Source organism: Streptococcus hillyeri (assembly GCF_041081565.1).
GTDB lineage: Bacteria > Bacillota > Bacilli > Lactobacillales > Streptococcaceae > Streptococcus > Streptococcus hillyeri.
On the sequence record NZ_CP163513.1, the window covers coordinates 1,756,527 to 1,778,979 of the forward strand.

The following is a 22,453-nucleotide window of genomic DNA, read 5'->3' on the forward strand; positions in this document are numbered from 1 at the left end:
CAACTGGCTTAGTTTGCTATTAACGAAGTTTACTAATCACGACGTAGCGGTTAGGGTCATCTCCTTCAGAGTAGCTTTCAACGCCTGCAATTTTTCCAACGGTTTTGTGGACGATTTTGCGTTCGCTGTTACTCATTGGATCCATCACATAGTCATGACCTGTTTCTAGGACACGTTTTGCCATTTTCTTGGTGAAATCAATGACAATCTCCGTGCGGTGTTCAACATAGTCATGAACATTAAGAACTACTGAGAAATAACGTGAATAGCGGTCATGCAAGAAATTCTGTGCTAAAAGTTGCATTGATTTCAAAACTTTTCCGTGGTAACCAATCACACGACCAGCTTCAGGCGTTTCAATTTGAAGGGTGATTTGACGACGATTAATGCCCACTTCCAAGGTTGCTTCAACATCCATCTCATAGATGATTTTTTCAATGTAGGCAGCCACTTCTTTAGCAGCAGTCTCAATCTCTTCTGAAACAACTTCTTCTTGTTCCGTTTGACTAAATTCACTAGAAACAAAGGCTTGGAAATCATCTTCTTTAGCCGTTTCTGTCAACTCTTCTGAAACAACTTCTTCTACTGCTTCAAGAGGCTCACCTGGTTCCTTACCTTGCAATTCTTTGAGGACTTCGATATGACCTGTTTCCTCTAAAATCGTTTGTGGCGATTTTTTATTGTTTAAAAATTGCTCTTTGACCTCTTGATCAACCTCAAGTTCCCCACGCGCTTCCATTTCCTTAATGAGACTAGTCACTTTACTCAATTCGATTGTATCTTCAAGACTGGTTGTCACAGGGGCATTTTGTTGGTTAACCTCATCTGGTACGCCTTTTACAGCCTTTTGATCTGCCTTATGCGCCGTTTTCTCATCAATGTTTTCAATTTCAACCTGCGCAGGCTTTTTGCCAAAACCAAGGAAACCTTTTTTCTCTCTTGAAACGACACGAATATGTGCTTTCATACGTGGCAAACCTAGCTCACGCAACCCTGCTTCAATAGCATCTTCTACCGTTTTTCCTGTAAAAATAGCCATAATTTCTCCTTATTTACGTCTATGTGCTTTCTTTTTAGCACGACGAATCCTAGCTTCTTTTTCTTTTTCGGCTTGCGCCAATTGCTCCCGCTCTGCAATGAGTTTGAACGGATTATTGAACAGTAAGGTTTGGACGACTTGGTAAGCATTTGACACGGTCCAATAAAGGGACACACCACTAGCAATGTTCAGGGAAACCATCAAAATCATAATTGGAGCCACAACTGACATAATGGTCATTGCAACATTTTTCTCTCTAACTCCCTTGTTAGTCAACCATGTTGATAAGAAGGTAAATGCTGCCGCCAAGACTGGAAGAATAAACAAGTGATCTGGCTCTGCCAATTTGAACCAAAGAAATGAACCTTCTTTAAGAAACTCAACCCTTAAGAGTGCTTGATAGAGGGCAATCATAAGAGGAAGTTGAATGAAAAGTGGCCACATGCTTGTATAAGGATTGACACCTTCTGCTTTGTAAAGAGCATTTGTAGCTTCCGTCAAAGCAAGACGACTTTCATTGTCCTTACCAGAATACTGTTTTTGTAGCTCTCTCAACTTTGGTTGCAACTCTTGCATTTTACGACTGGACTTGATTTGCATGTTGTACAGTGGCAAAAGCACTGTTCTAATCAAAATGGTAAAAAGGATTATCCCGACACCAATATGTCCAAACGACAAGCCATCAATCGCCTGCGCAAATAAATAAACTAATTTAGCCCAAAAGCCTGTACTTTCTGCTGTGATAGGAGCCATATCCTGAGGGTTACGACTACACGCTGAGAGTAGAACACCACCAGCCAACATCAACCCGCTGAATCTTAATTTTCTGTTCACCTTGATTTCCTTCCTGATAACAATTAAATCTTGTGTCATGCCTCATCAAAACTGTTTTCTGAGAGAGTAGCCTGATGGTCATTTTGATAAAGTTTTCCAAGTTTTAACACATGAACGAGATTACTTTTCATTTCCTGATAGGTCAGTGTTTCAACTCCCTTACGGGCAATGATGACAAAGTCTGTCGTCACAAGATGAGGCGACAAGTCTTTGACTAGGTGACGGAGTCTACGTTTGATACGATTTCTGACTACCGCATTGCCCAGCTTTTTACTAACTGAGAGACCCACCCTAAAATGGGGTTGATCTTTTGGAAGACTATAAACTACAAATTTTCGATTAGCGACACTCGTGCCTTTCTGAAAAACTAGCTTAAAGTCTTTATCACGCTTGACGCGATAGCTTTTTTTCACGATAAGACTCCAAGTTCTATATTTTTTTCATTATAACATATTTCGGAAAAAGCTAAAACCCCTAGAATAGAGGTTTTTCGCGGATTTTTTAACTGTTCTTAGGCTCTCCAATGTTTTGCAACATCAAATGGCTCACCAATCACTGCCGAATCGTCTAGTTCAATGATCCCACGAACCTGTGGTGCATTTGGCAAAGCAAGCTCACGCGGGCTACACATCATGCCAAAACTATCTTCTCCACGAAGTTGACCTGCAAAAATCAAACTTCCGCTTGGCATCATCGCTCCTGGTAAAGCAACAATCGTTTTAAGTCCAACTGCTGCATTAGGCGCTCCTGCTACAATCTGAATCGTTTTGTCTTCCGCAATTTTAACCTGACAAATATTGAGATGGTCACTATCAGGATGTGCCTCCATCTCTACAATTTGACCAACTACAAAAAACGGACCCTCATCATTCACAAGTTCTTCTTTGAAACCTTCTTTAGAAAGCTCCTGATTTAAAGTTGCAACATCCTCATCTGACAAAATGACCTGACCATTGCCTTCCACAGTAATCAGACTAGATACCTCAAAAATATTCCAAGCTAAGGTTTCATTTGTCGCTTCGGCATAAACACGCGCAACCTTACCACGGCGCTCAACGTTCCGTTTCACATCAGCTGTATCTTGTAAAATAACTAATAAGGTATCTCCGACCTGTTCTTTATTGTATGCAAAAATCATCCGCTTATGCTAACTCCTCTAAAAATCTTATAATTTCTTCTTTACTCTTACGCAGTTTATTAACAAATCGTCCCAACTCTTTTCCATCTTGAGTCACAACGAAACTTGGAATGCCAAAAATATTCCATGTTTGAGCCAGTTCAATATGCTCATCTCTATCCACTCTGACAAAGGTCATTTCTGGAAATTGCGCTTCAATTTCTGGCATAGCTGGATAGATAAATTGGCAATCAGGGCACCAATCTGCCGTGAAAAAGAAAACGACTTTCTCAGAACTCTCGACATATGTTGCCAATTCTTCTACAGACTTAGGAATAATCATTTATCCAAATCCTCCTCTAAGCGATAGTTAATATCACCATGATCATAACTAAAATAAAAGGTTACGCCATCTTCAAAGACTACACCACCTGTCACCAACCTCCTAATGGACTCAAAATCATTGACATAGACAACTGAAATGGTTCCAAAGGACTCAAAAAACTCACGCACTTCCATAAGGATTTGCTGCCGCTCTTTTTCTAACTGCTTTTGTCTGGCAACTACCCCAGCAGCTGCTAGACCACCTAGCCCTAATAAGCCTGCTAGGAAGGCAAATTTCTTTTGTTTCATAATCATTATTTTATCATAAAAGCACTGCTTTTGTCTCAATTGAATGAAGAAAGTTCGCTAATGTTTCGATAAAAAACTGACAAAGTGACCGTATAGTGATAAAATAAAACATAACTATTCAGATTGAGGAGACCAAAATGAATCATTTATTTTCAAAAATCAAAGAAGTTACGGAATTGCACGGGATCGCAGGTTTTGAGCACGATGTCCGTCACTTTATGCGCCAAAAAATCACCCCACTTGTTGATGAAGTCGAAACAGATGGCCTAGGGGGGATCTTTGGTATCAAACACAGTAAGGCTGATAACGCCCCTCGCATCATGGTGGCTGCACATATGGATGAAGTTGGTTTCATGATTAGCGATATCAAGGCTGACGGTACTTTCCGCGTGGTCGAAATCGGTGGGTGGAACCCACTCGTTGTCAGCTCACAGCGTTTTGTTCTCCACACACAAGCAGGTGACAAGTTGCCAGTTATCTCTGGTTCTGTTCCACCACACTTGATGCGTGGCAATGGCGGAGCTCCTAGTATACCTCGTGTGGCTGATATTATTTTTGATGCTGGTTTTGCTGATAAAGCTGAGGCTGAAAGCTTTGGCGTGCGCCCAGGAGATATTATCATCCCAGAATCTGAAACCATTTTAACTGCTAATCAGAAAAACATCATTTCCAAGGCTTGGGATAACCGTTACGGTGTCCTTATGGTAACAGAACTTTTAGAGCACTTAAAAGGTCAAGAGCTTCCAAACACGCTTATCGCTGGTGCTAACGTTCAAGAAGAAGTTGGTCTTCGTGGAGCACACGTGTCAACCACTAAATTTGACCCAGAGCTTTTCTTTGCGGTAGACTGTTCACCTGCCGGTGACATTTACGGTGACCAAGGAAAAATCGGTGATGGTACCCTCCTTCGCTTCTACGATCCAGGTCACATCATGCTCAAAGACATGAAAGATTTCTTGCTGACTACTGCCGAAGAAGCTGGGGTTAAATTCCAGTATTATTGTGGTAAAGGTGGTACCGACGCTGGTGCAGCCCACCTTAAAAATGGTGGTGTGCCGTCAACTACTATCGGTGTCTGCGCTCGTTACATTCACAGTCACCAGACGCTTTATGCCATGGACGATTTCCTAGAAGCACAAGCTTTCTTACAAGCTATCGTGAAGCGACTTGACCGTTCAACTGTTGATACAATCCGAGGTTACAAATGAGAATAGGGTTCATTGGCGTTGGCAAAATGGCTAGCGCGATTATCACCGGCTTAAAGACCACCGAGCATGAGCTAATCATTTCAGGATCTTCTTTAGCACGTTCTCAGGAAATTGCAAAGCAGCTTCATGTTGATTTTGCTCAGTCACATGAAGACTTGATTGAACAAGCCGATTTGGTCATTTTGGGAATCAAACCACAATTATTTGAAACCGTACTAGCTCCCTTGACCTTCAAACAACCTGTCCTATCAATGGCAGCTGGTATCAGCTTGAAATGCTTGGCACAGCTGACTAATCCTGATTTGCCACTCATTCGTCTCATGCCAAATATCAATGCGCAACAATTAGCCAGCTCAACGGCTATCTGCGCCAATGATAAGGTACCCTCAGATTTACTTGACGTAACTAAGGAAATCTGCAATAGTTTTGGAGCCACCTTTGAGATTGCTGAAAAAGACTTCGATACCTTTACAGCCTTGGCGGGTTCTAGTCCTGCTTACATTGCTTTATTCATCGAAGCTCTTGCAAAAGCTGGGGTCAAAAATGGTTTTCCAAAATCGTTAGCTCTGAATATCGTTGCCCAAACGGTTCAAGCAACCGCTCAGACTATCTTGTCTGGACCAGATAGTCCTCATGACTTGATTGACAAGATTTGTAGCCCTGGCGGTACAACTATAGCTGGTCTGATGGAACTAGAACGCTTGGGTATGACCCACGCTACCAGCTCTGCTATTGACAAAACCATCGAAAAAGCAAAAACCTTGTAGAAATCTACAAGGTTTTTCATTACTCAAAATTACCAAAATAATGGAACCAGACTATTGTTCAGTATATGAAGTGCTATGGGATAGGCTATATCGTCTGTTATTTCATAAACCGTAGCAAAAATCAATCCACTACCACCATAAATAATCCACGATGGAAGATTTGTTGGTCCATGCAAAGCTCCAAATAATAAAGAACTCGCTAGAATACCAATAAACCGCCAATGGGGAAAAAATAGCTTATTCAGCAAGCTACGGCAAATAACTTCTTCTGCAATTGGACCAAAAATAACTGTCCCTATCGCAGTAATCACAATAGGTAGTTTATCCGCTTCTTCAATGAGGGCAAGTTCATTAGCCGTTGTTACCTCACCTAGCGCGTAAAGCCATAATAAGCCAAGATAATCTACCAGAAACATCACGCCATAACCAATCACAACATAGCCTAAATAGCGCCATTGAAAATGTTCTAAACTAAAGGCTCTCACCTTATAATGCCTAATAACCCAAAAAATCAATGCGCTAAGTAAACCTAAAGTCATTGCATAGAGACCGTAGGCTAATAAGGGTTGCCAACTTTGACCCGTCCACCAAGCATTTGGAATATAGACTTCCGGAAAAGTCATAAACAGTATCGCTACTGTCAGTAATAGAAGTTTTCCCTTTTCCATCACCTGTCTTAAAATCATTTGATTGTATCCCTCTCGCTTTTTGTTACATCGTACAAAAAAGAATTGATACTGTCAATAGAACTTCACATAATTTATGAAATCTTAAGATTATCTTTAGAAAAATCATATCATCTAAAGATTGTTTTAATATTTCAACATCATCAAAGATTACTTTTCATTTCTTTTCTTAATAGTTTAGATGCTAAAAAGGGGTAATAAAACTGACAGAACCATCTTAAAAAACCTTCCTAACGGAGTTTCTATTGCTTATTTTCAAACCCAAGATCTTGAGAAACTCCCACTCTCATTCCCCACAATCGTTAAGGTCTGAGAGACCTTTAGAGGTTGGATATAAAATGAACGACGTTCATCACATTCGTATAGGAGTTTATTTCCATCAACCTTCCAGTCGCATTTTAAGCTAATGCTAAGAAGTTTAACCTGAAAATAAGTTTTTAACAGGACTCTAATCCCCAATATAACCCATCAATCTGGTTGAATTTCCAATACAAATGATCGTCTGACACACTCTTATCATTTTACACCACACGATATGGGGTCTACAGTTTCAGATTGTAATCATTTTTACAGGTACTAGGACAAGAAAAGGAGAGTGGGACAAAAATCGTTAAATCGTCAAAAAATGACGATTTCGATTTTGTCGTCCCACCTCCGCACAGTTGATTAGGATGGCCGCTAACGATTGCGTAGCAAGGGTTTAGGACTTCCAATCAACCACTGCATCAATCTGTTAATACCATTAAGAATAGAAGGTTGAGATATTTATGTCCCAACCCCTGTAGGAATAATCATGCTATTTTAATTGACTAATCATAGTTGCCAATACAAGTGCATTGTGTATCGCATGTAGGATAATGCTGTATTCGATACGTTTCCCAAAATAGCGAACAAGAGCAAACACCATTCCCATGCTAACATACTGAATCACACTTCCTAAATCTGTTGGATTATGAATGAGCCCAAATAACACTGCACCAATGAGAAGCCCTACCCATTGCCATTTTTCAGGAAACATCTCTGGAATAAACCCTCTAAAGATACTCTCTTCAACAATTGGTGCCCCAAGGATTAGCATTATAACCATGAGCACCATCGGTACTTGTTGCATCAAATCATTGGCGATTTCTTGGTTAGCAGCAACAGCAGCATCTCCCATAATCAATTTAATAATAACCGCAATCAAACTGAAGGCAAAGATTGCCACCTCTCCTGCAAAAATAGCAAGTGCTAAATATTTCCAATTTAACTTATGCTTCAAATCTATTACTTTTGTATAAATACCTATGATCAATGTTATGACAATCAAAGTCAAATAAGCACCTATGGCAATAAGCGACTGCATGCTTGTTAATGCCGACTCCTTATTTTGCTCAAGGAAGTAAAAAATTGGTAGCTGGGCAAATTGAATGCCAAAAAATAAACCTAACGCAATTAGTCCAGAAATTAAAGATTTGGTAATTGTTTTTGTCATTATATTCCCCTATTCTTTCACTTTTTTACGTCTGATTAAAGCCCCAGCGATAAGAAGCGCCAGCACTAGCCATACTAGTAAGATGAGGAAGGTTTTGTCTGTCAAGACATACTCAGCACCCTCGACATTCCATTTTGTATAAGCACCTAGTGGGGTATAATGAATCATTTTAGCAAGTCCTTCATCACCCATTGCTAACATTGGTAAAAGCATGGTCGCAAACATGACTGGCATTGCTGCTAGACTCGCTTTTGATTGGGTGTCACATAGCAGAGCGACAATCATATATAAGGTTAAAATCACAAAACTAGTCACAATATTAACCGCTAAATAAGCCAACCAATTAGTCAAACCCACTCTCAGTAACAGTGGTAAGGTCAGTAAATAAAGAATAATGACCACTAAAGGAATGATGATATTCGCTAGGAGATACACTTCATAAGTCACACCAGACAACAGTAAACTGCGTTGGTTATGCTTCTCATCTTCTTCTGAAACGGTAATGGGAAGAATCATTCCTACCATTCCAGATAAGGTCGCTGTCGTAAACATGAAGATAAATTGATTACCATCAGGCATATCCTTATACATAAAGCTATAAATTGCCGTAAAAATCAAAGGAAATAATAGGGCAATAGAATTTTGCTTATTCGCTAAAAGGAGTTCTTTTCTGCTCCAAAGAAGGGCTTTCAGTTGTTTAAACATTTAAGGTACCTCCTGTCAATGTGATAAAGACATCTTCTAAGGTTGGTTCACATGAGTGAATGGTTTCGATAGCATTAAGCTCTAAAGTGGCTAGGTCTGGGTAAGCAACTTCTTTCGTGCTACCATCTTGATAAGCAACAACCACTTTTTTGTCAGTATAATATTTCTTAATAAGACTTGCTGGACTACCTGTTTCGACGAGTTTTCCTTGGTGAAGGAGGGCTAGATTGTCACAAAGTAGCGTTGCTTCGTGCATGTCATGCGTTGTTAAAAAGATCGTTGTTCCTTTCGCTTTTAAATCCAACAATAACTCATGAATCACACGAGACGTTGACGGGTCAAGTCCACTAGTTGGTTCGTCTAAGAACAGCACCTCAGGTTGATTGATGAGCGCACGCGCCAACAGCATGCGTTGCTTCATCCCTGTTGATAATTTCTCAGCTAGCTTATCCTTTGACTCATAAATGCCAACGGCTTTAAGCAAGTCATCCACACGTTCATTACTCACACCGAAAAGTTTAGCGTAAACCTGCATATTTTTATAAAGCGTCAGCTTTTCATAGAAGCCACTGACATCACTGACAATACCAATCTTCGCTAGGTCATCTGATGTTAAAGCCTGCGCAGCTTTTCCAAAAACCTCTGCCGAACCTTCTGTCGCCAACAACTGACCAGTTAAGATGTTGATGGTCGTGGTCTTTCCTGAACCAGAAGGACCAAGGAAACCAAAAATCTGGCCTTTCCCAATCTCAAATGAAATCTTATCCAAAGCCACTTGTGTTCCAAAATGCTTTGTTAAGTTTGATGCCTTAATCACCATAATTATTCCCTCCATTAACTATCCTTAGTTTTGTTTGTTAGTCCTCTTGTGCAGTAATGCTACTAGAGCAATGATAAAACCTGTCATGCTATAAAATGCCACATCTCCTAGAACTCCTTCTCTTACCAAGTAAGTGATGCTCAATTGAATCGCACATACGACTAACACCAACAACCAAGTTATAACCGTCTTTTTCATTAGTTTCCCCTTTTCTTGTATTGTCCCTTTGATGTCCTTAGTATATAATACCTATCACCTTTTTAAACACCTTTGTCCTGAAATGTCAGTTTTTTATCTTGAATGACTATTTTATACTTAACAAACATCAAAAATTACTTTTTTGTTTCTTTCTTAAATGTGCGGACGCAAGCAACCTCCTATGGAGTTTCATTGCTACTTTTTGAGCCTAAGTCTCAAAAAGTCCGTTCTTATCAGGCAAATTACCCTCGCTTTTTTATTTCTGAGCTTGGGCTAAAACTGTCCACTGGACAGTTTCACTAATAAGAATACCACTATAGCGAAAGAAACGTTTTAACCTCACTTCGTTCGGTGGTCTATCAATAATATTAGAAGTTCTAAAATGCTAATTTTGATTTTGGATGAGTATTAGGCAGTTATTTTTAAATTAATTTGTCTAAAATAGCCTTAATCACTGTTTGACCTAACAATGTGGTAAATAATAGCACAACCAGCAAGGTATGATAGTCTAGTTTTACCTGCCAAAAAGCAAACAAGACGATAAGAATCATGATAAATAAAACTAATAGGGCAAAGGTTAGCTGCGCTGCTAAATTTCTGATATGACGACTCCTCTCATCATAATAGGAAATGTAATAGCGATTAAAGGACTTCTCATTTCCGACTAAGATAAGAACTCTTAGACTGAGCGACAAGACACCAATGGCTATACCTATTAAAAATCCTAGCGTGTAAGAGCTTAATGATAAGCGAAAAAGCGATAGGAAGACCAGTAAACTAAATACCATCCCAAATTTTGCTTTTGCAGCCATCTCTTTTTTAAAACGCTCTTTGGGCTGTTGTTTTCCAAAGTTTTGTAAGACATCATTTAATATGTTTAACACGATTAACTCTCCCTTAATTTGCTTGGCGTAACTGTTTCATGACGACTTGTCCCGTAAAATAAACAAGACCCGCTACTATCACCATTCCAATACGTTGAAGTAGTGTATAGTCACTAATCGCATGACTTGCTCCAAAAACAATTCCCATCATTATAATAGTTTCTTTAAATGGTTTTTTCATTTCTCATGTCCTCCTAATCCTCAAATATAAAAACTTCTTCGATGGCTTTTCCACTATCACGTAATTTCTTAAGACCAAAAATGGCAACAGCGGCTAATATCACTAAGCCGAGCAAATTCTCCCAAATACTATAAAGTACAATTCCCATCGCAATACCAATAATAAATAGATTAAACATTTTTTTCATCTTTCATTTCCTCCTAATCTTCAAAGATAAAGACTTCTTCGATGTTTTTTCCAAAAAATTTAGCAATTTTATAGGCTAGCTCTAGTGAGGCATTGTAGCGACCTTTTTCAAGGGAGATGATGGTTTGTCTGGTGACTTCCATCTCATCTGCCAACTCCGCCTGACTGAGCTTTTGAGCTTTTCTTAGCTCTTGAATTTTAGTTTCCATAATAATCACACCTTAAGGTTCTAAGCATATCAATCCCTCGTTTACACCTAAACGTTCCTTTCTTTTTTATCAAAGTTGACGTGAATAATAATATTTGATTGCATGAAACAGTCCAAAAATCGCTAAACTAAATCCAAATATGACTAGTACAATCAGCCCTCTTTGTTCTACCGTTAGTTCATCATATAAATAGCCAAAAACAGTTCCAGAAAGAAAGACTCCTCCAACCATTAGGATTTGCAGCATTTTTCGATAAGTGAGATTCTCAACCTGAACATTTCGTTCATCATTCTTTTTAATAAGGTATCGCTTACGATAGGTTTTATCTAATAGTAAACGAGTATTTTTATAACCATCTGCTAAAACTAACAAAACTGTCATTACTATAAATAAAATCCAGTCATTGCTTTGGATAGCTTGCCACAGAAAAAATCCTAATAAAACTGGTATTGCAAATAGAGTTTGCTTAGCATCTGATAGAATCTTTTTTTCTGTTAGTTTTTTCATCTTGATTATCTCCTTTTTGTCAAGTTTGCTTTACAAAATAAGTATAGCTTGCTTTACATAAAATATCAAGCGTGTTTTACAAAAAATGTAAAATTTTTTTGACATTTTTTTGCTCTGCTATTTTCCCAAAAAGAAAAAACCGCCGAAGCAGTTTTTTGAATTAATCTTTTACCAAAACATTAACCAAACTTGTCAAGAGGAATAGGATAATAAAAATCATGGTAATCGTCGCACTAGCTGGTGTTTCCCAGTAGTAAGAAAGGAAAATCCCTGACACCATACCGATAAAGCCAACCACGATGCCTAAGCCAATCACGGAACGGAAATTATTGCCAAGGCGCATAGCGATAGAGGCTGGAAGAACCATGATAGTTGATACGAGAAGGGCTCCTGCCGCTGGAATGGTAAGGGCAATCGCCACACCCGTGACAACATTAAAGAGGGTAGACATGAGGCGAACAGGCAAACCATCCACAAAGGCGGTATCTTCATCAAAGGTCAGCACATACATGGGACGAATAAAGAGGGCAGTCAACAAAAGAACAACTCCTGCAATCACAAAGAGGGCAACGACCTGCTCCTGACTGATTGTGATAATCGACCCAAAAAGATATTGCTCCAAGCTCACACCTGACGATGAGTCTGATTTACTCATCAATATCAAAGATAAGGCCAGACCCATTGACATCAAAATCGCTGTTGAAATCTCCATATAGTGACGGTAAACCGTGCGGAGATATTCTAAAATGACTGCCGCAATGGTTACGACTAAAATCGTCGTCCAGGTAGGGTTAACACCACTGATGACACCAAGAGCTACCCCAGTCAAGGACACGTGACTAAGCGTATCAGACATAAGACTTTGACGACGCAAGATTAAAAAGGTTCCTAAAATTGGGGCAAAAATTGAAATGGCAACTACTGCCCATAGAGCACGTTGCATAAAATCATAGGCTAAAATCTCAGTGAACATGTGTCTCTCCTCCCTCATCAGTTTCATGTACGTTAAAGCAACGCCAAGGAAGGTCATGATTTCTAACCAGATGAATATTGCGATCCGTATAGTCTTTGACCTCTTCTGGGTCATGAGTAATCATCAAAACAGACTTGCCATGCTTATGGGCAGAATGGTGCATCAACTCATAGAAAGTCTTAGCCGTACCAGAATCCATTCCTGTTGTTGGTTCATCGAGGACGAAAATATCTGGATCACTAGCAAACATTCGCGCAATCACAACACGTTGTTTTTGACCACCAGACAAGGCTCCCAAACGTTTATGACGGTTTTCCCACATGCCAACCGCCTCAAGACTAACCTTGATGTGTTCTTCATCATGCTTGGTCAATCGGCGGAACCAACCTTGTCTTGGATAACGCCCTGAGCGGACAAATTCATAAACGGTACTTGGAAATCCTGCATTAAAGCTGGCAATCTGCTGGGGCAGGTAAGCAATTCGGAGCTTTTTTCCATCCTTATTTGTCTTGGAAATTGTCACCTGTCCTTGTTTAGGTTTTAAAACACCCAAGGTGGCTTTAATTAGCGTGGATTTTGCTGCGCCATTTTCACCTGTCAGCGTGACAAATTCCCCACTGTCTAAATAATAACTGACTTCACTAAGCACAGGTTCTCCATCGTACTGAAACGACAGATTTTCAACGGTAATATAGCGCATCTAATCCTCCAATTTCTGTGAAAATGTCGTAATAAATTGACTGATAACAGACTGGTCTTCAGGAGAAAATTCTGATAAGAGTTCGTCGTATACAGCAAGTGTTTTTTCGTGATGATGGCTATGCTCCTCAGCAATCGGAGCGGCATCAGCAGTCAATGTCAAATGTAGACTGCGACCATCTTCTTCTTTTTTAGTCGTCTCAAGCATCCCTTTTCCGACCAAACTTTTAACAGCTTTCGTCACAGCAGCCTGACTGATATTCAATCGCTTAGCAAGGTCAGAACTTGTCAAATTTTCTTGAGACAAAAGCATGAGAATGTGTTCTTGAGTATTGGTCACTTTCACATGACTTTCACAAGAACCAATCAGTAATTCATGCTGATTTTCTGCTTTTAAGAGAATGCGATTGATTAGGGCATCTAATTGGTGTGCTAATTCTGTCATCTTAAACCTCCAGGGAGAAATCATTTTGAAAATGATTCCTTTCATTCACATCATATGATTTGATTCTTTTTCATTGGTGAAGCATCACGCTTCATTAACTGGTTAATTATACCACAATAAAAAGGCAGGGGCAAGATTTACCCCTGCAAAATACGAACTTTATAAACTTCTTTACAAAATCCCTTCATGCTATTAACCACACGATCGGCACGTTTTTCTGTTGGACAAAGGGCGAAAACAGTTGGTCCAGAGCCCGTCATCAGTGTGACATCGGCGCCACATTTAAGCATACGGTCCTTGATTTTTTGGATAAAAGGCTTGCGCGCGATAGTCACGTCTTCCAAAGAATTCCCCATATGGCTTATCATGCCTTCGTAGTCTTTAGCCAGCAGCGCTTTTTTCAAAGCAGAAATATCAACCCTCGAAATGGTTTCTAAATCAATTTCAGGAAAAACTGTTCGTGTCGAAATGCCAAAATGAGGCTTGACGAGAACGACCCAAGAAGAAAGTGATGTCTCAAGGCGTTCCACAAACTCTCCCTTACCTGTCACCAAGGAACAACCCGCTTCCAAGCAATAGGGCACGTCACTTCCAATCTGAAACCCAACCTCAATCATCTCTTCCCTAGTCATCTCAAGGTTCCATAGCTTATTTAGGCCTCGAATAGTTGCGGCTGCGTCGCTAGATCCACCGCCTAAACCTGCACAAATCGGGATTGATTTTTGAAGCGTGATCTCAACTCCTTTTGTGATGCCGTATTTTTCTTTCAAAAGCAGAGCTGCTTTATAGACATCATTTTTTTCATTAAGAGGCATTTTGTGGCTATCAGAGGTCATTGTAATCGTGTCACTATCAAGCAAGGTTAAGGTCACATAATCATTTAAGTCAACACTGACCATAATCATCGACAGCTCATGATAACCATCTGGACGTTTCCCAGCAATGTCCAATCCAAGATTAATCTTGGCTGGTGCTTTTTCAATAACTTCCATCTTCATCCCCCTTCAAGTGATTTTTAATCATTATACCATAAAATAAGAGACAAAAAAGAGGGAATTGCACCCTCATCCTATACCTTATCAAATGCTATCTCAATTTCTAATCCAAAGTGGTCAGAAAGTATTGGGGTTACCTTGCCATCAAAAATAACTTTTGAAGAAACAACGTTCAATGCTTTACTGACAAAGGCGTGATCAACTTTTAGAGCCTGCTGATTATCTTCCCAGCCATCAATATCCGCTAAAATCGTATACTCTCCTGACACCTGACCCGCCGCTTGATGACTATCAACCAGATTTAAGGGACTATTGACAATCATCTGATACCCTTCTTGGTCAGTTGGATTGTTAAAATCGCCCATTAAAACGAGTGGATTTTGATAAGATAACAAGTGTTTTTCGATAATCGCCCACTCATCTTCAAAGCCTTTGCCAAACCATGACAGGTGAAGACTGGCTAAGGTCACCGCTCTGCCTTTAACCTCTGTCGTCGCCAAAAGAATCCTCCTCGTGTGGTAATCTGTCTCGTCATCGACCTCGGAAACCAAAAGTTCTTGAGCATCAATTGGCGTTTTACTGAGCAAAGCAACTCCCTCATGGTAACGGTCATAACCAATGTGATTATAAGACCAAGACCAATAGTAACGTTTGCCTTTTTGTGCTAGCTTCTCCGTCAAAAGGTAAGCATAATGATCCTCATGTAAAACTGGCGCAAAAGGCAAGGCTTGATAATCCGCTGGTGCTGTTATATGTGAAGTCGTCATCAACTGGTTAATTTCTTGAAGACAGACCACATCATAGTCTTCTCGCAGAATATGCTCCACCAACTGTTCCAGCTTCTCTTCTGGGAACTCTTCCATCCAAGAATGGGTATTTAGGGTTAATAATTTCATAATCTCTCCTTTAGTCGCTATCAACTCTACTGTGTTTGTTAATAATGGAAAAAGCTGAGCAGACCATCACTCAGCTATTCCATAATCACGTTTATTTTTCAGTTGTCGGAATCGTCACACCTGAATCTAGGAGGTCTTGAATATCAGATTTTAGGATATCAGCTTTTGGTCCGTAAACCGCTTGAACACCGTTATCTTTCAAGAAGAGACCAAGGGCACCAACTTTTTTCCATGCTTCTTCATCGGCAACCTGTGACGCATCTTGGACAGTCACACGCAGACGTGTCATACAAGCATCAACGTCAACAATATTGCTACGACCACCGAGAAGGTTGATGATTTGAACACTTTGTGAATTTGTATCAACTGTAGCTGATTCGTCATCTTGTGACGCTTCTTCATTTTCATAGTTACCAAGACGACCAGCAGTTGCAAGTTTCATTTTACGAATCATGATATCAGAAATGAAGTACATCGCTACGGCAAAGAGAAGTGATACCCAAACAAAGTTAATCAAGTCACCACCCAAACCTGCCTTAATCGCCATTGGTGTACGTGTTAAAAGTTCAATATTACCAAATGAGTGAACACGAAGGTTAACAAGATCGGCAACCGCAAATGCAGCACCTTGAACAAAGGCATAAACAACATAAAGTGGCATTGCAACGAACATGAACATGAATTCAAGTGGTTCGGTAACACCAGTCAAGAATACAGCTGCCGCTGCTGAGATGAACATCATTTTATATTGTTTTTTCTTATCAGCATCAACATTTTTGTACATGGCTAGCGCTACACCCATAAGTGTACCAGTCGCACCAATCATTTGTCCAACTTTGAAACGAGCTGGAGTAAATGCTGTAAACAAATCATTGTAAGCTGCTGTATCACCTGCATCTTTAAAGTTAATAAGGTCTGTTACCCAAGCCAACCAGAGTGGGTCTTGCCCAAATACTTGAGTCCCTTGAGCGGCACCTGTCAAAACATCATAAGTACCACCAAGCGCTGTGTAGTTCATTGGAATGGTCAACATATGGTGCAAACCAAATGGTAAAAGAAGACGTTCCAAGGTACCATAAACAAATGGGGCAAAGAATGGTGCTGATTCTTTTGAGGTCGCAATCCACATACCAAAGCCATTAATTCCTGATTGGATAACTGGCCAGATAAAGGCAAGAGCAAGAGCTGTTAATACTGAGCGCCAAATCACGATAAATGGTACAAAACGTTTCCCGTTAAAGAAGGAAAGCACATCAGGGAGTCTACGGTAGTTGTAGTATTTGTTAAAAGCTGTCGCACCCACAAAACCTGAAATGATACCAACAAAGACACCTGTGTTAAGCGCTGGCGCTTCAAGAACGCTAGTAAAGTAGTTAGCGACTGCCATTTTAGTGCCAAGGAAGCTCGTAACAACAGCTTCTGAGTCAGATAGCATAGCACTAGAAATACCATAAATCGCACCAGTAATACGGTTAATCAAGACAAAGGCAAGACCAGCAGCAAATGCACCTCCAGCACGTTCTTTAGCCCAGCTTCCACCAATAGCTAAAGCAAAGAGCAAGTGAAGGTTACCGATAATCGCCCAACCAATCTGTGCTACCACATTACCAATCGTTGCTAGAACAGCATTACCTGGTGCAATAAGTGGAATCGAGTTCCCAATACTGACCATCAATCCAGCAGCAGGCATAACAGCGATAACAACCATTAAACACTTACCGAACTTTTGCCAAAATTCAAAACCGAATTTTTCTTTTAAGGTTTTCATAATTCCTCCTATGCTAACGTTTGCATTTATTCGCAAACGTTTGCGTTGTTTTTGATAAGTTCATTATAGCACACTTTTTTGTTTTGTAAAGCGTTTTCTTGGAAAAATTTCATCAATTTTAACTGGATTAAATCTTACGTTTCATATCGGTCATATTTAGCACAAAAAGCCTAATCAGAAATTCCAATTAGACTTTTGAAGAGTTGCGTTCTATGATTTCGTGTACGACAATCAGGTTGTCTTGGGTGTCATCTGGGCTAACCAACTGTTTAGCGGCTAGTTCTCCTAATTGGTATGGGAAAACATCCACAGACGTCAGAGAGGGACTAGCAAGTTCTGTCATCATTGAATTATTGAAACTTATCATGGCATAGTCGCTCGGTGATTTGTCAATTCGGAATAAAAAGCGTTGTAAGCGTAGAGCTAGCATATCGTCAATGCTAACAAATCCTGTGACAGTTTCTTTGGCTAAATACTGTGACAACCGTTCTTGATTAGTATCATCTTCTTGCCTTGGAAGGTGAAGTAATTTAGGTGATAGTCCTGCTTCTTCCATCGCTAAACAGTAACCTTCAAAACGGTTTGCTTGGACCAGCTCTGCCATGTCTGTAAAGGCATAAACTAAGTCTTTATAGCCTTTTTCAATCAGAAATCGGGTCGCATCTTCTCCTGCTCTGCAATTGTCATTATCCACGAAGGTAACCCACGAAGGGACCTCACTATAGGGCTGCCCGACGACGACACAGGGGATTTTCTCTTTTTGTACAGCCTCAAAGACAGGGTCATCTTTTTTAGCGTAAAGAAAGATGAGACGACGGATGTTTCCACTACGAATGAGCGTTTCAACATTTTTAAGTAGCTCTGCTTCACTACGCCCGGTAGCTAAACTAACCATGAAATTATAATCCGTACAGACGCTGCTAATGCCTTGAATAATTTGCATGAAAAAAGGGTTATTACCAAGCGATTCCTGATTTTCACGCACTGGTAAGACAATTCCGACCATATTAGAATCACGTTTGACGAGATTTTGGGCTGAGTAGTTGGGAGAGTAATTCAACTCCTCCATTGCTTTTCTAACTTTGGCCTTGGTAGCTTCACTAATCATGCTATTGTTGTGGAGCACGCGCGAAGCGGTCGATGCGGAGACGCCAGCTAATTTTGCGACATCTTTGATAGTTGCCATATCACTATTTTCTTTCCTATTTTTTCTTAATAGCCTTAGGATAGCATTTTCTAAAAAACTGTCAACTCAAAAACTTAAAGTGCCCTACTATCTTAGAAAATAGCAATGATAAAAGTGAAAAAACATCTCACACTAAATGATTTTCAGCGGTGTTTTTTTGTAAAATAGCTGTGCGATTTCCCATTTTCTATGTTAGACTAGAAAATAAGAACTAATGAAAGGCATCCAGATGATTAACGTTGAAGAGATTCTCTCACGCATGACTCCTAATCAAAAAGTCAACTACGATAAGGTCATGCAACAAATGGTCAAAAAATGGCAGACAGAAAATACCCGACCAAGTGTCCTTATGCATGTCTGCTGCGCCCCTTGTAGCACCTACACTCTAGAATACATCACCCAATTTTGTGATGTGACCATCTATTTTGCCAATTCCAACATTCATCCTAAAGTCGAATATGAACGCCGTAGCTATGTCACGCAAAAATTTGTCAACGACTTTAATCGCAATACTGGTCAAAATGTGCAATTCTTAGCAGCCCCTTATGAGCCTAATGAATTTTTCCGAAAAGTTCACGGACTTGAGGACGAACCAGAAGGCGGTGACCGTTGTAAGGTCTGCTACGACTACCGCTTAGACAAAACCGCAGCCAAGGCTGTCGAGCTAGGCTTTGACTACTTTGGCAGTGCCCTAACCATCAGCCCACACAAAAACTCCCAGACCATCAATGCCGTCGGTCTGGAAGTGCAAAAAATCTATGATACCCAGTATCTCCCTAGTGATTTCAAGAAAAACCAAGGCTACAAACGCTCTGTCGAAATGTGTGCTGAATACGACATCTACCGCCAATGCTACTGCGGCTGTGTCTTCGGAGCCCAAGCCCAAGGCATCGACCTCATTCAAGTCAAAAAAGATGCCAAAACCTTTATGGCAGATAAGGACCTTGAACGCGACTACTCCCATATCCGATTTGTCGTGAGCGGGAAAGAAATCTAGCATCACCATTCAAAACAACCTCACCTATTTATGGCGACTATAAAACTGAATCAATCAAAAAAGAAACGAGGAATCTACTCCATTTGTCAGAGAGATTCCTCGTTTTTAGTTCTATTTATACTTAAGCAAATTCAAAAACTACTTTTTTGTTTCTTATTGCGCCATCTCCAAGGCATAACTCACTGCGCTTAGGGCGTAGAGCGGTGCCGTTTCGGTACGCATGATTCGAGGACCTAGACCAACTTTGATGCCACCTGCTTGTTCAAAGGCTTCGATTTCTTTTGGTGAAATGCCACCTTCTGGACCGAAGATAAAGAGAAGTTTGTCCCCTTCTTTCACCGTCTTTAATTCACGCGCCAAGGCTGATAATTCACCTGCTTTAGCCGTTTCTTCGTAGGCAATGAAAATCTTGTCAAAAGCTGATAGCTGCGCTACAAAATCTGCCTTTTTCTCAAACAAAGTGACGTTTGGAACACGATTGCGTTTACTCTGCTCTGCAGCGCCGAGGGCAATTTTCGCCAGCTTTTCTTCTTTCTTGGCTAATTTTTTGCCATCCCATTTGACCACAGACCAGTCCGCTGGAAAGGCCCAGATAGCACTGGCACCTAGTTCTGTTGCTTTTTGTGTGACCAAGTCTAGCTTGTCTCCCTTTGGAAAGCCTGAGGCGATGGTGACCTGCACTGGCATTTCCACATTGTCAGCTAACTCTTCTACCAATTCAAATTGATGGGCTGCGCTGTCTGACACTTTCGCCAAGTGCTTCACGCCATCTTCAAAGACCAAAACAACCTCATCACCGTCCGTCAAGCGCATGACTTGAAACATGTGCTTAACAGTATCCTTATCGGTGATGGTTACTAGCTTTTCTGCTTTGCCATTTACAAAATACTGCTGCATTTAGCCTCCAATCACGCCCGACATATCGTCGGTTTTCTTAAAGACCACACAGTTCCACTCACCCTGAATCATGTGCGTTTCGAGGAAAAAGCCTGCGCTGTAAGCCGCTTCGAGGACCGTATCCAGTTTTTCGGCAATAATTCCAGACATGATGAGATAGCCCTCGTCCTTGACCAAACGGTATGCATCATCGGTCAGATGAATCAAAATATCCGCCAAAATGTTGGCAACGATGACATCAGCTTCTTGCGTCACGCCTTTAAGAAGATCTCCTGCTGCCACATGGATATTCTCCATGCCCGGGTTCATGTCAATATTTTCCTGAGCCACGCGCACCGCCACATCATCAAGGTCATAGGCGAAAATCTCCTTGGCCCCAAGGAGCGAGCTGGCAATGGAAAGAACGCCTGAACCTGTTCCCACATCAATCACCGTCTCCCCACCACGAAGCACCTGCGAAAGAGCAAATAGGCTCATCTTGGTTGTTGGGTGTGTCCCAGTACCAAATGCCATACCTGGGTCTAACTTGATGATTTTCTCCCCAGCCGTCGCCTCATAGTCCGTCCAAGACGGCACAATGGTCAAGTCACTCGTGATACGAGCAGGCTCATAGTATTTCTTCCAGTTCTCTGCCCAATCTTCCTCAGCCAAATCCTGACTGTCAATACGAACAGCCCCTGTCGCCACACCAAAATCAGGCAATTCCGCAAGACCAGCCTCAATCTCAGCTTTGACCGCCTCCAAATCCATAGTATCAGGATAGTAAGCCGTTACCGCAATCATCTCAGATTGCTCCACCTCAGGATACAGCTCGCCAAAACGATCCTCCTGCCCAATATAATCCGCCGAGTCACTAATCGCAACCCCCTGACTCCCTGTCTCAATCAATAAATTTGAAACAGCCTCCTCTGCCTCACGATGCACGTGAACCGTTAATTCCTTCCAGTTGTTCATCATTAAGATACCAAGCCCGTAAAACACAACGTCAAAATAGGAAAGACTCCGACAATGCTCTGCATTTAGGAGAACTTTATCTTTTTGACACAGTGTTTAGGGCGGGTTCAGTTAGACATACTAACTGACCATTTCCTTTCTAGTTGTTTTTATTGAGAAATCAGTTCAGACATAATTTACGTGTGAACTTACGAGCTCTATCTTTTTTCCGAGGATTTAGCCCGTGTTCAGTTAGACGAACTAACTAAACGATTTCCTTTCTAAATTTATTTAGGGCGGGTTCAGTTAGATACACTAACTAAACTATTTCCTTTCTATTTGTTTTATTTAAGACAAGTTACCAAGTTCTATGTCTTCCAATGATTTTTTGAAATGCGGCACTAATAAATTCAATCATCATTTAGTACTAGCGCTTTTATTCCAAAAAATAATTGAGTCATTTTTCTCTCCTTACTTAGCTCCCCCTACCTAAACACCTCAATCCAATTGCGCTTTTGGTACAGCACTCGCAATACAGCGATGGCTTTGTCATCGACGATGTAAAAGACGAGATAGTTCCCAGCAAGTGTCATCCATAGCGTATGGTCCTTGGAAAATTGTCTCCCTATGCGTTCTGACACATCAATACCTAGGTCTGGCACTTCTAAAAGCCACTCTATTGCTAAACGAATGTTGGTCATGGTTGTTTCGGCAGCCTGAGGTGCTAAAAAACGCTTCAAAATATAGTGGTAAATCTCATCTAAATCAGCCTCGGCTTCAGGCATAATCCGCAACTTACGAACCATATTTTGAAAATACCTCATCAACCGACTTCCCTTTACCATCAAGGTAGCTGGTATAGCCTTTTTGAATTTCAGAGAAGAGGTCATCTACAATGCGATCTTTTTTTGACTTTTCATTGTCTAATAGCATAGCAGGCACACGCTCTTGCTCAACGACAGTCTGTAACAGATTATTAAACAAGGTCGTCATATCTAAGTTTTCATAACCAACAATCTCTTTCGCACGTTGCAATAAATCTGCATCCGTCCGAAAACTAAACTGAGAATTCTTTTGAATCGTAGCCATTCTTTCTCCTTTGTATATTTTGTATATACATTTTAACACATTAACCACTATTCAGCAATTTAAATCCCTATAAGACTCACCCTCATAGAACTACGAATTCTTTTATTTTTTGTCTCTAATACTTAAC

Annotated in this window: 29 protein-coding genes and 1 pseudogene; 3 read left to right on the plus strand and 27 right to left on the minus strand. The window is 40.6% G+C overall.

Going from position 1 to position 22,453, the window contains the following annotated elements; all coding sequences use genetic code 11:
- Window positions 1-19 precede the first annotated feature (19 nt).
- From jag to AB6M99_RS08460, 6 genes are all read right to left on the minus strand, one after another.
- A complete protein-coding gene (gene jag / locus AB6M99_RS08435) occupies window positions 20-1,039 on the minus strand; it encodes an RNA-binding cell elongation regulator Jag/EloR (protein ID WP_121835507.1) in 1,020 nt (339 codons plus the stop codon).
- A gap of 9 nt (window positions 1,040-1,048) precedes the next feature.
- Window positions 1,049-1,843, minus strand: a complete 795-nt coding sequence (locus AB6M99_RS08440; protein WP_281272440.1) for a YidC/Oxa1 family membrane protein insertase — start codon at window positions 1,841-1,843, stop codon at window positions 1,049-1,051.
- Window positions 1,844-1,908: 65 nt separating this feature from the next.
- A complete protein-coding gene (gene rnpA / locus AB6M99_RS08445) occupies window positions 1,909-2,286 on the minus strand; it encodes a ribonuclease P protein component (RefSeq protein WP_121835503.1) in 378 nt (125 codons plus the stop codon).
- A gap of 98 nt (window positions 2,287-2,384) precedes the next feature.
- On the minus strand, window positions 2,385-3,011 hold the full coding sequence (ytpR, locus tag AB6M99_RS08450) for a YtpR family tRNA-binding protein (RefSeq protein WP_121835501.1): 627 nt from the start codon (window positions 3,009-3,011) through the stop codon (window positions 2,385-2,387).
- 4 nt (window positions 3,012-3,015) lie between these two features.
- Window positions 3,016-3,333: a thioredoxin family protein gene (locus AB6M99_RS08455; RefSeq protein ID WP_121835499.1), complete on the minus strand. Its 318-nt coding sequence runs from the start codon at window positions 3,331-3,333 to the stop codon at window positions 3,016-3,018.
- Window positions 3,330-3,629, minus strand: coding sequence for a DUF4651 domain-containing protein (locus AB6M99_RS08460; RefSeq protein ID WP_245962699.1), 300 nt, complete (start codon window positions 3,627-3,629; stop codon window positions 3,330-3,332). The genes AB6M99_RS08455 and AB6M99_RS08460 overlap by 4 nt, the downstream gene beginning before the upstream one ends.
- A 131-nt stretch (window positions 3,630-3,760) precedes the next feature.
- Here AB6M99_RS08460 and pepA point away from each other — a divergent pair, with 131 nt between their 5' ends.
- Together pepA and proC are read left to right on the plus strand one after the other, a co-directional pair.
- Window positions 3,761-4,831 carry a glutamyl aminopeptidase gene (gene pepA, locus AB6M99_RS08465; protein WP_121835497.1) on the plus strand — a complete coding sequence of 357 codons (1,071 nt, stop codon included), beginning with the start codon at window positions 3,761-3,763 and terminating at the stop codon, window positions 4,829-4,831.
- The gene (gene proC / locus AB6M99_RS08470) at window positions 4,828-5,598 is read left to right on the plus strand and encodes a pyrroline-5-carboxylate reductase (RefSeq protein WP_121835495.1); all 771 of its coding nucleotides are present in this window, start codon (window positions 4,828-4,830) and stop codon (window positions 5,596-5,598) included. Before pepA ends, proC begins: the two co-directional genes overlap by 4 nt.
- Window positions 5,599-5,627: 29 nt before the next feature.
- Here the strand turns inward: proC and AB6M99_RS08475 are convergent, their stop codons facing one another.
- The 17 genes and pseudogenes from AB6M99_RS08475 to AB6M99_RS08555 all read right to left on the minus strand — a co-directional run bounded on the left by AB6M99_RS08475 (window position 5,628) and on the right by AB6M99_RS08555 (window position 18,410).
- Window positions 5,628-6,284 carry a CPBP family intramembrane glutamic endopeptidase gene (locus tag AB6M99_RS08475; RefSeq protein ID WP_121835493.1) on the minus strand — a complete coding sequence of 219 codons (657 nt, stop codon included), beginning with the start codon at window positions 6,282-6,284 and terminating at the stop codon, window positions 5,628-5,630.
- A gap of 796 nt (window positions 6,285-7,080) precedes the next feature.
- Window positions 7,081-7,758, minus strand: a complete 678-nt coding sequence (locus AB6M99_RS08480) for a CPBP family intramembrane glutamic endopeptidase (RefSeq protein WP_369350529.1) — start codon at window positions 7,756-7,758, stop codon at window positions 7,081-7,083.
- 9 nt (window positions 7,759-7,767) lie between these two features.
- Window positions 7,768-8,463: an ABC transporter permease gene (locus AB6M99_RS08485; protein ID WP_121835489.1), complete on the minus strand. Its 696-nt coding sequence runs from the start codon at window positions 8,461-8,463 to the stop codon at window positions 7,768-7,770.
- Complete coding sequence (locus AB6M99_RS08490; RefSeq protein ID WP_369350530.1) at window positions 8,456-9,283, minus strand: ABC transporter ATP-binding protein; 828 nt, start codon at window positions 9,281-9,283, stop codon at window positions 8,456-8,458. The genes AB6M99_RS08485 and AB6M99_RS08490 overlap by 8 nt, the downstream gene beginning before the upstream one ends.
- Before the next feature lie 24 nt (window positions 9,284-9,307).
- On the minus strand, window positions 9,308-9,481 hold the full coding sequence (locus tag AB6M99_RS08495; protein ID WP_183121661.1) for a hypothetical protein: 174 nt from the start codon (window positions 9,479-9,481) through the stop codon (window positions 9,308-9,310).
- A 422-nt stretch (window positions 9,482-9,903) separates the two neighbouring features.
- Window positions 9,904-10,365, minus strand: a complete 462-nt coding sequence (locus tag AB6M99_RS08500) for a hypothetical protein (protein ID WP_121835485.1) — start codon at window positions 10,363-10,365, stop codon at window positions 9,904-9,906.
- A 13-nt stretch (window positions 10,366-10,378) separates the two neighbouring features.
- Window positions 10,379-10,546, minus strand: coding sequence for a hypothetical protein (locus AB6M99_RS08505; protein ID WP_183121660.1), 168 nt, complete (start codon window positions 10,544-10,546; stop codon window positions 10,379-10,381).
- A gap of 13 nt (window positions 10,547-10,559) precedes the next feature.
- On the minus strand, window positions 10,560-10,733 hold the full coding sequence (locus AB6M99_RS08510) for a hypothetical protein (RefSeq protein WP_369350531.1): 174 nt from the start codon (window positions 10,731-10,733) through the stop codon (window positions 10,560-10,562).
- Window positions 10,734-10,746: 13 nt separating this feature from the next.
- Window positions 10,747-10,941 (minus strand): helix-turn-helix transcriptional regulator, encoded by a 195-nt coding sequence (locus AB6M99_RS08515; protein ID WP_369350532.1) that lies wholly within the window; start codon window positions 10,939-10,941, stop codon window positions 10,747-10,749.
- Between the two features lie 69 nt (window positions 10,942-11,010).
- Window positions 11,011-11,448, minus strand: coding sequence for a hypothetical protein (locus AB6M99_RS08520; RefSeq protein ID WP_121835481.1), 438 nt, complete (start codon window positions 11,446-11,448; stop codon window positions 11,011-11,013).
- Between the two features lie 160 nt (window positions 11,449-11,608).
- Window positions 11,609-12,421: a metal ABC transporter permease gene (locus AB6M99_RS08525; RefSeq protein ID WP_121835479.1), complete on the minus strand. Its 813-nt coding sequence runs from the start codon at window positions 12,419-12,421 to the stop codon at window positions 11,609-11,611.
- Window positions 12,411-13,121 carry a metal ABC transporter ATP-binding protein gene (locus AB6M99_RS08530; RefSeq protein WP_121835477.1) on the minus strand — a complete coding sequence of 237 codons (711 nt, stop codon included), beginning with the start codon at window positions 13,119-13,121 and terminating at the stop codon, window positions 12,411-12,413. Before AB6M99_RS08530 ends, AB6M99_RS08525 begins: the two co-directional genes overlap by 11 nt.
- Window positions 13,122-13,565: a zinc-dependent MarR family transcriptional regulator gene (locus tag AB6M99_RS08535; RefSeq protein ID WP_121835474.1), complete on the minus strand. Its 444-nt coding sequence runs from the start codon at window positions 13,563-13,565 to the stop codon at window positions 13,122-13,124.
- A gap of 137 nt (window positions 13,566-13,702) precedes the next feature.
- Window positions 13,703-14,557, minus strand: a complete 855-nt coding sequence (gene ispE / locus AB6M99_RS08540) for a 4-(cytidine 5'-diphospho)-2-C-methyl-D-erythritol kinase (RefSeq protein ID WP_369350533.1) — start codon at window positions 14,555-14,557, stop codon at window positions 13,703-13,705.
- Window positions 14,558-14,634: 77 nt separating this feature from the next.
- Window positions 14,635-15,459 (minus strand): endonuclease/exonuclease/phosphatase family protein, encoded by an 825-nt coding sequence (locus AB6M99_RS08545; protein WP_369351211.1) that lies wholly within the window; start codon window positions 15,457-15,459, stop codon window positions 14,635-14,637.
- Between the two features lie 103 nt (window positions 15,460-15,562).
- A pseudogene (locus AB6M99_RS08550) lies at window positions 15,563-17,224 on the minus strand (PTS transporter subunit IIBC); the annotation flags it as partial.
- Window positions 17,225-17,411: 187 nt separating this feature from the next.
- Window positions 17,412-18,410, minus strand: coding sequence for a LacI family DNA-binding transcriptional regulator (locus tag AB6M99_RS08555; RefSeq protein WP_121835471.1), 999 nt, complete (start codon window positions 18,408-18,410; stop codon window positions 17,412-17,414).
- 229 nt (window positions 18,411-18,639) lie between these two features.
- Here AB6M99_RS08555 and AB6M99_RS08560 point away from each other — a divergent pair, with 229 nt between their 5' ends.
- Window positions 18,640-19,407, plus strand: coding sequence for an epoxyqueuosine reductase QueH (locus AB6M99_RS08560; protein WP_121835554.1), 768 nt, complete (start codon window positions 18,640-18,642; stop codon window positions 19,405-19,407).
- Between the two features lie 153 nt (window positions 19,408-19,560).
- On the opposite strand, the gene AB6M99_RS08565 is transcribed toward AB6M99_RS08560, so the two are convergent.
- The 4 genes from AB6M99_RS08565 to AB6M99_RS08580 all read right to left on the minus strand — a co-directional run bounded on the left by AB6M99_RS08565 (window position 19,561) and on the right by AB6M99_RS08580 (window position 22,326).
- On the minus strand, window positions 19,561-20,304 hold the full coding sequence (locus AB6M99_RS08565) for a 16S rRNA (uracil(1498)-N(3))-methyltransferase (protein ID WP_121835469.1): 744 nt from the start codon (window positions 20,302-20,304) through the stop codon (window positions 19,561-19,563).
- Window positions 20,305-21,258, minus strand: coding sequence for a 50S ribosomal protein L11 methyltransferase (prmA, locus tag AB6M99_RS08570; RefSeq protein ID WP_369351212.1), 954 nt, complete (start codon window positions 21,256-21,258; stop codon window positions 20,305-20,307). It lies immediately after the preceding gene.
- Window positions 21,259-21,722: 464 nt separating this feature from the next.
- The gene (locus AB6M99_RS08575; protein ID WP_245962698.1) at window positions 21,723-22,061 is read right to left on the minus strand and encodes a type II toxin-antitoxin system RelE/ParE family toxin; all 339 of its coding nucleotides are present in this window, start codon (window positions 22,059-22,061) and stop codon (window positions 21,723-21,725) included.
- Complete coding sequence (locus AB6M99_RS08580) at window positions 22,033-22,326, minus strand: addiction module antitoxin RelB (protein ID WP_369350534.1); 294 nt, start codon at window positions 22,324-22,326, stop codon at window positions 22,033-22,035. Before AB6M99_RS08580 ends, AB6M99_RS08575 begins: the two co-directional genes overlap by 29 nt.
- Window positions 22,327-22,453 lie beyond the last annotated feature (127 nt).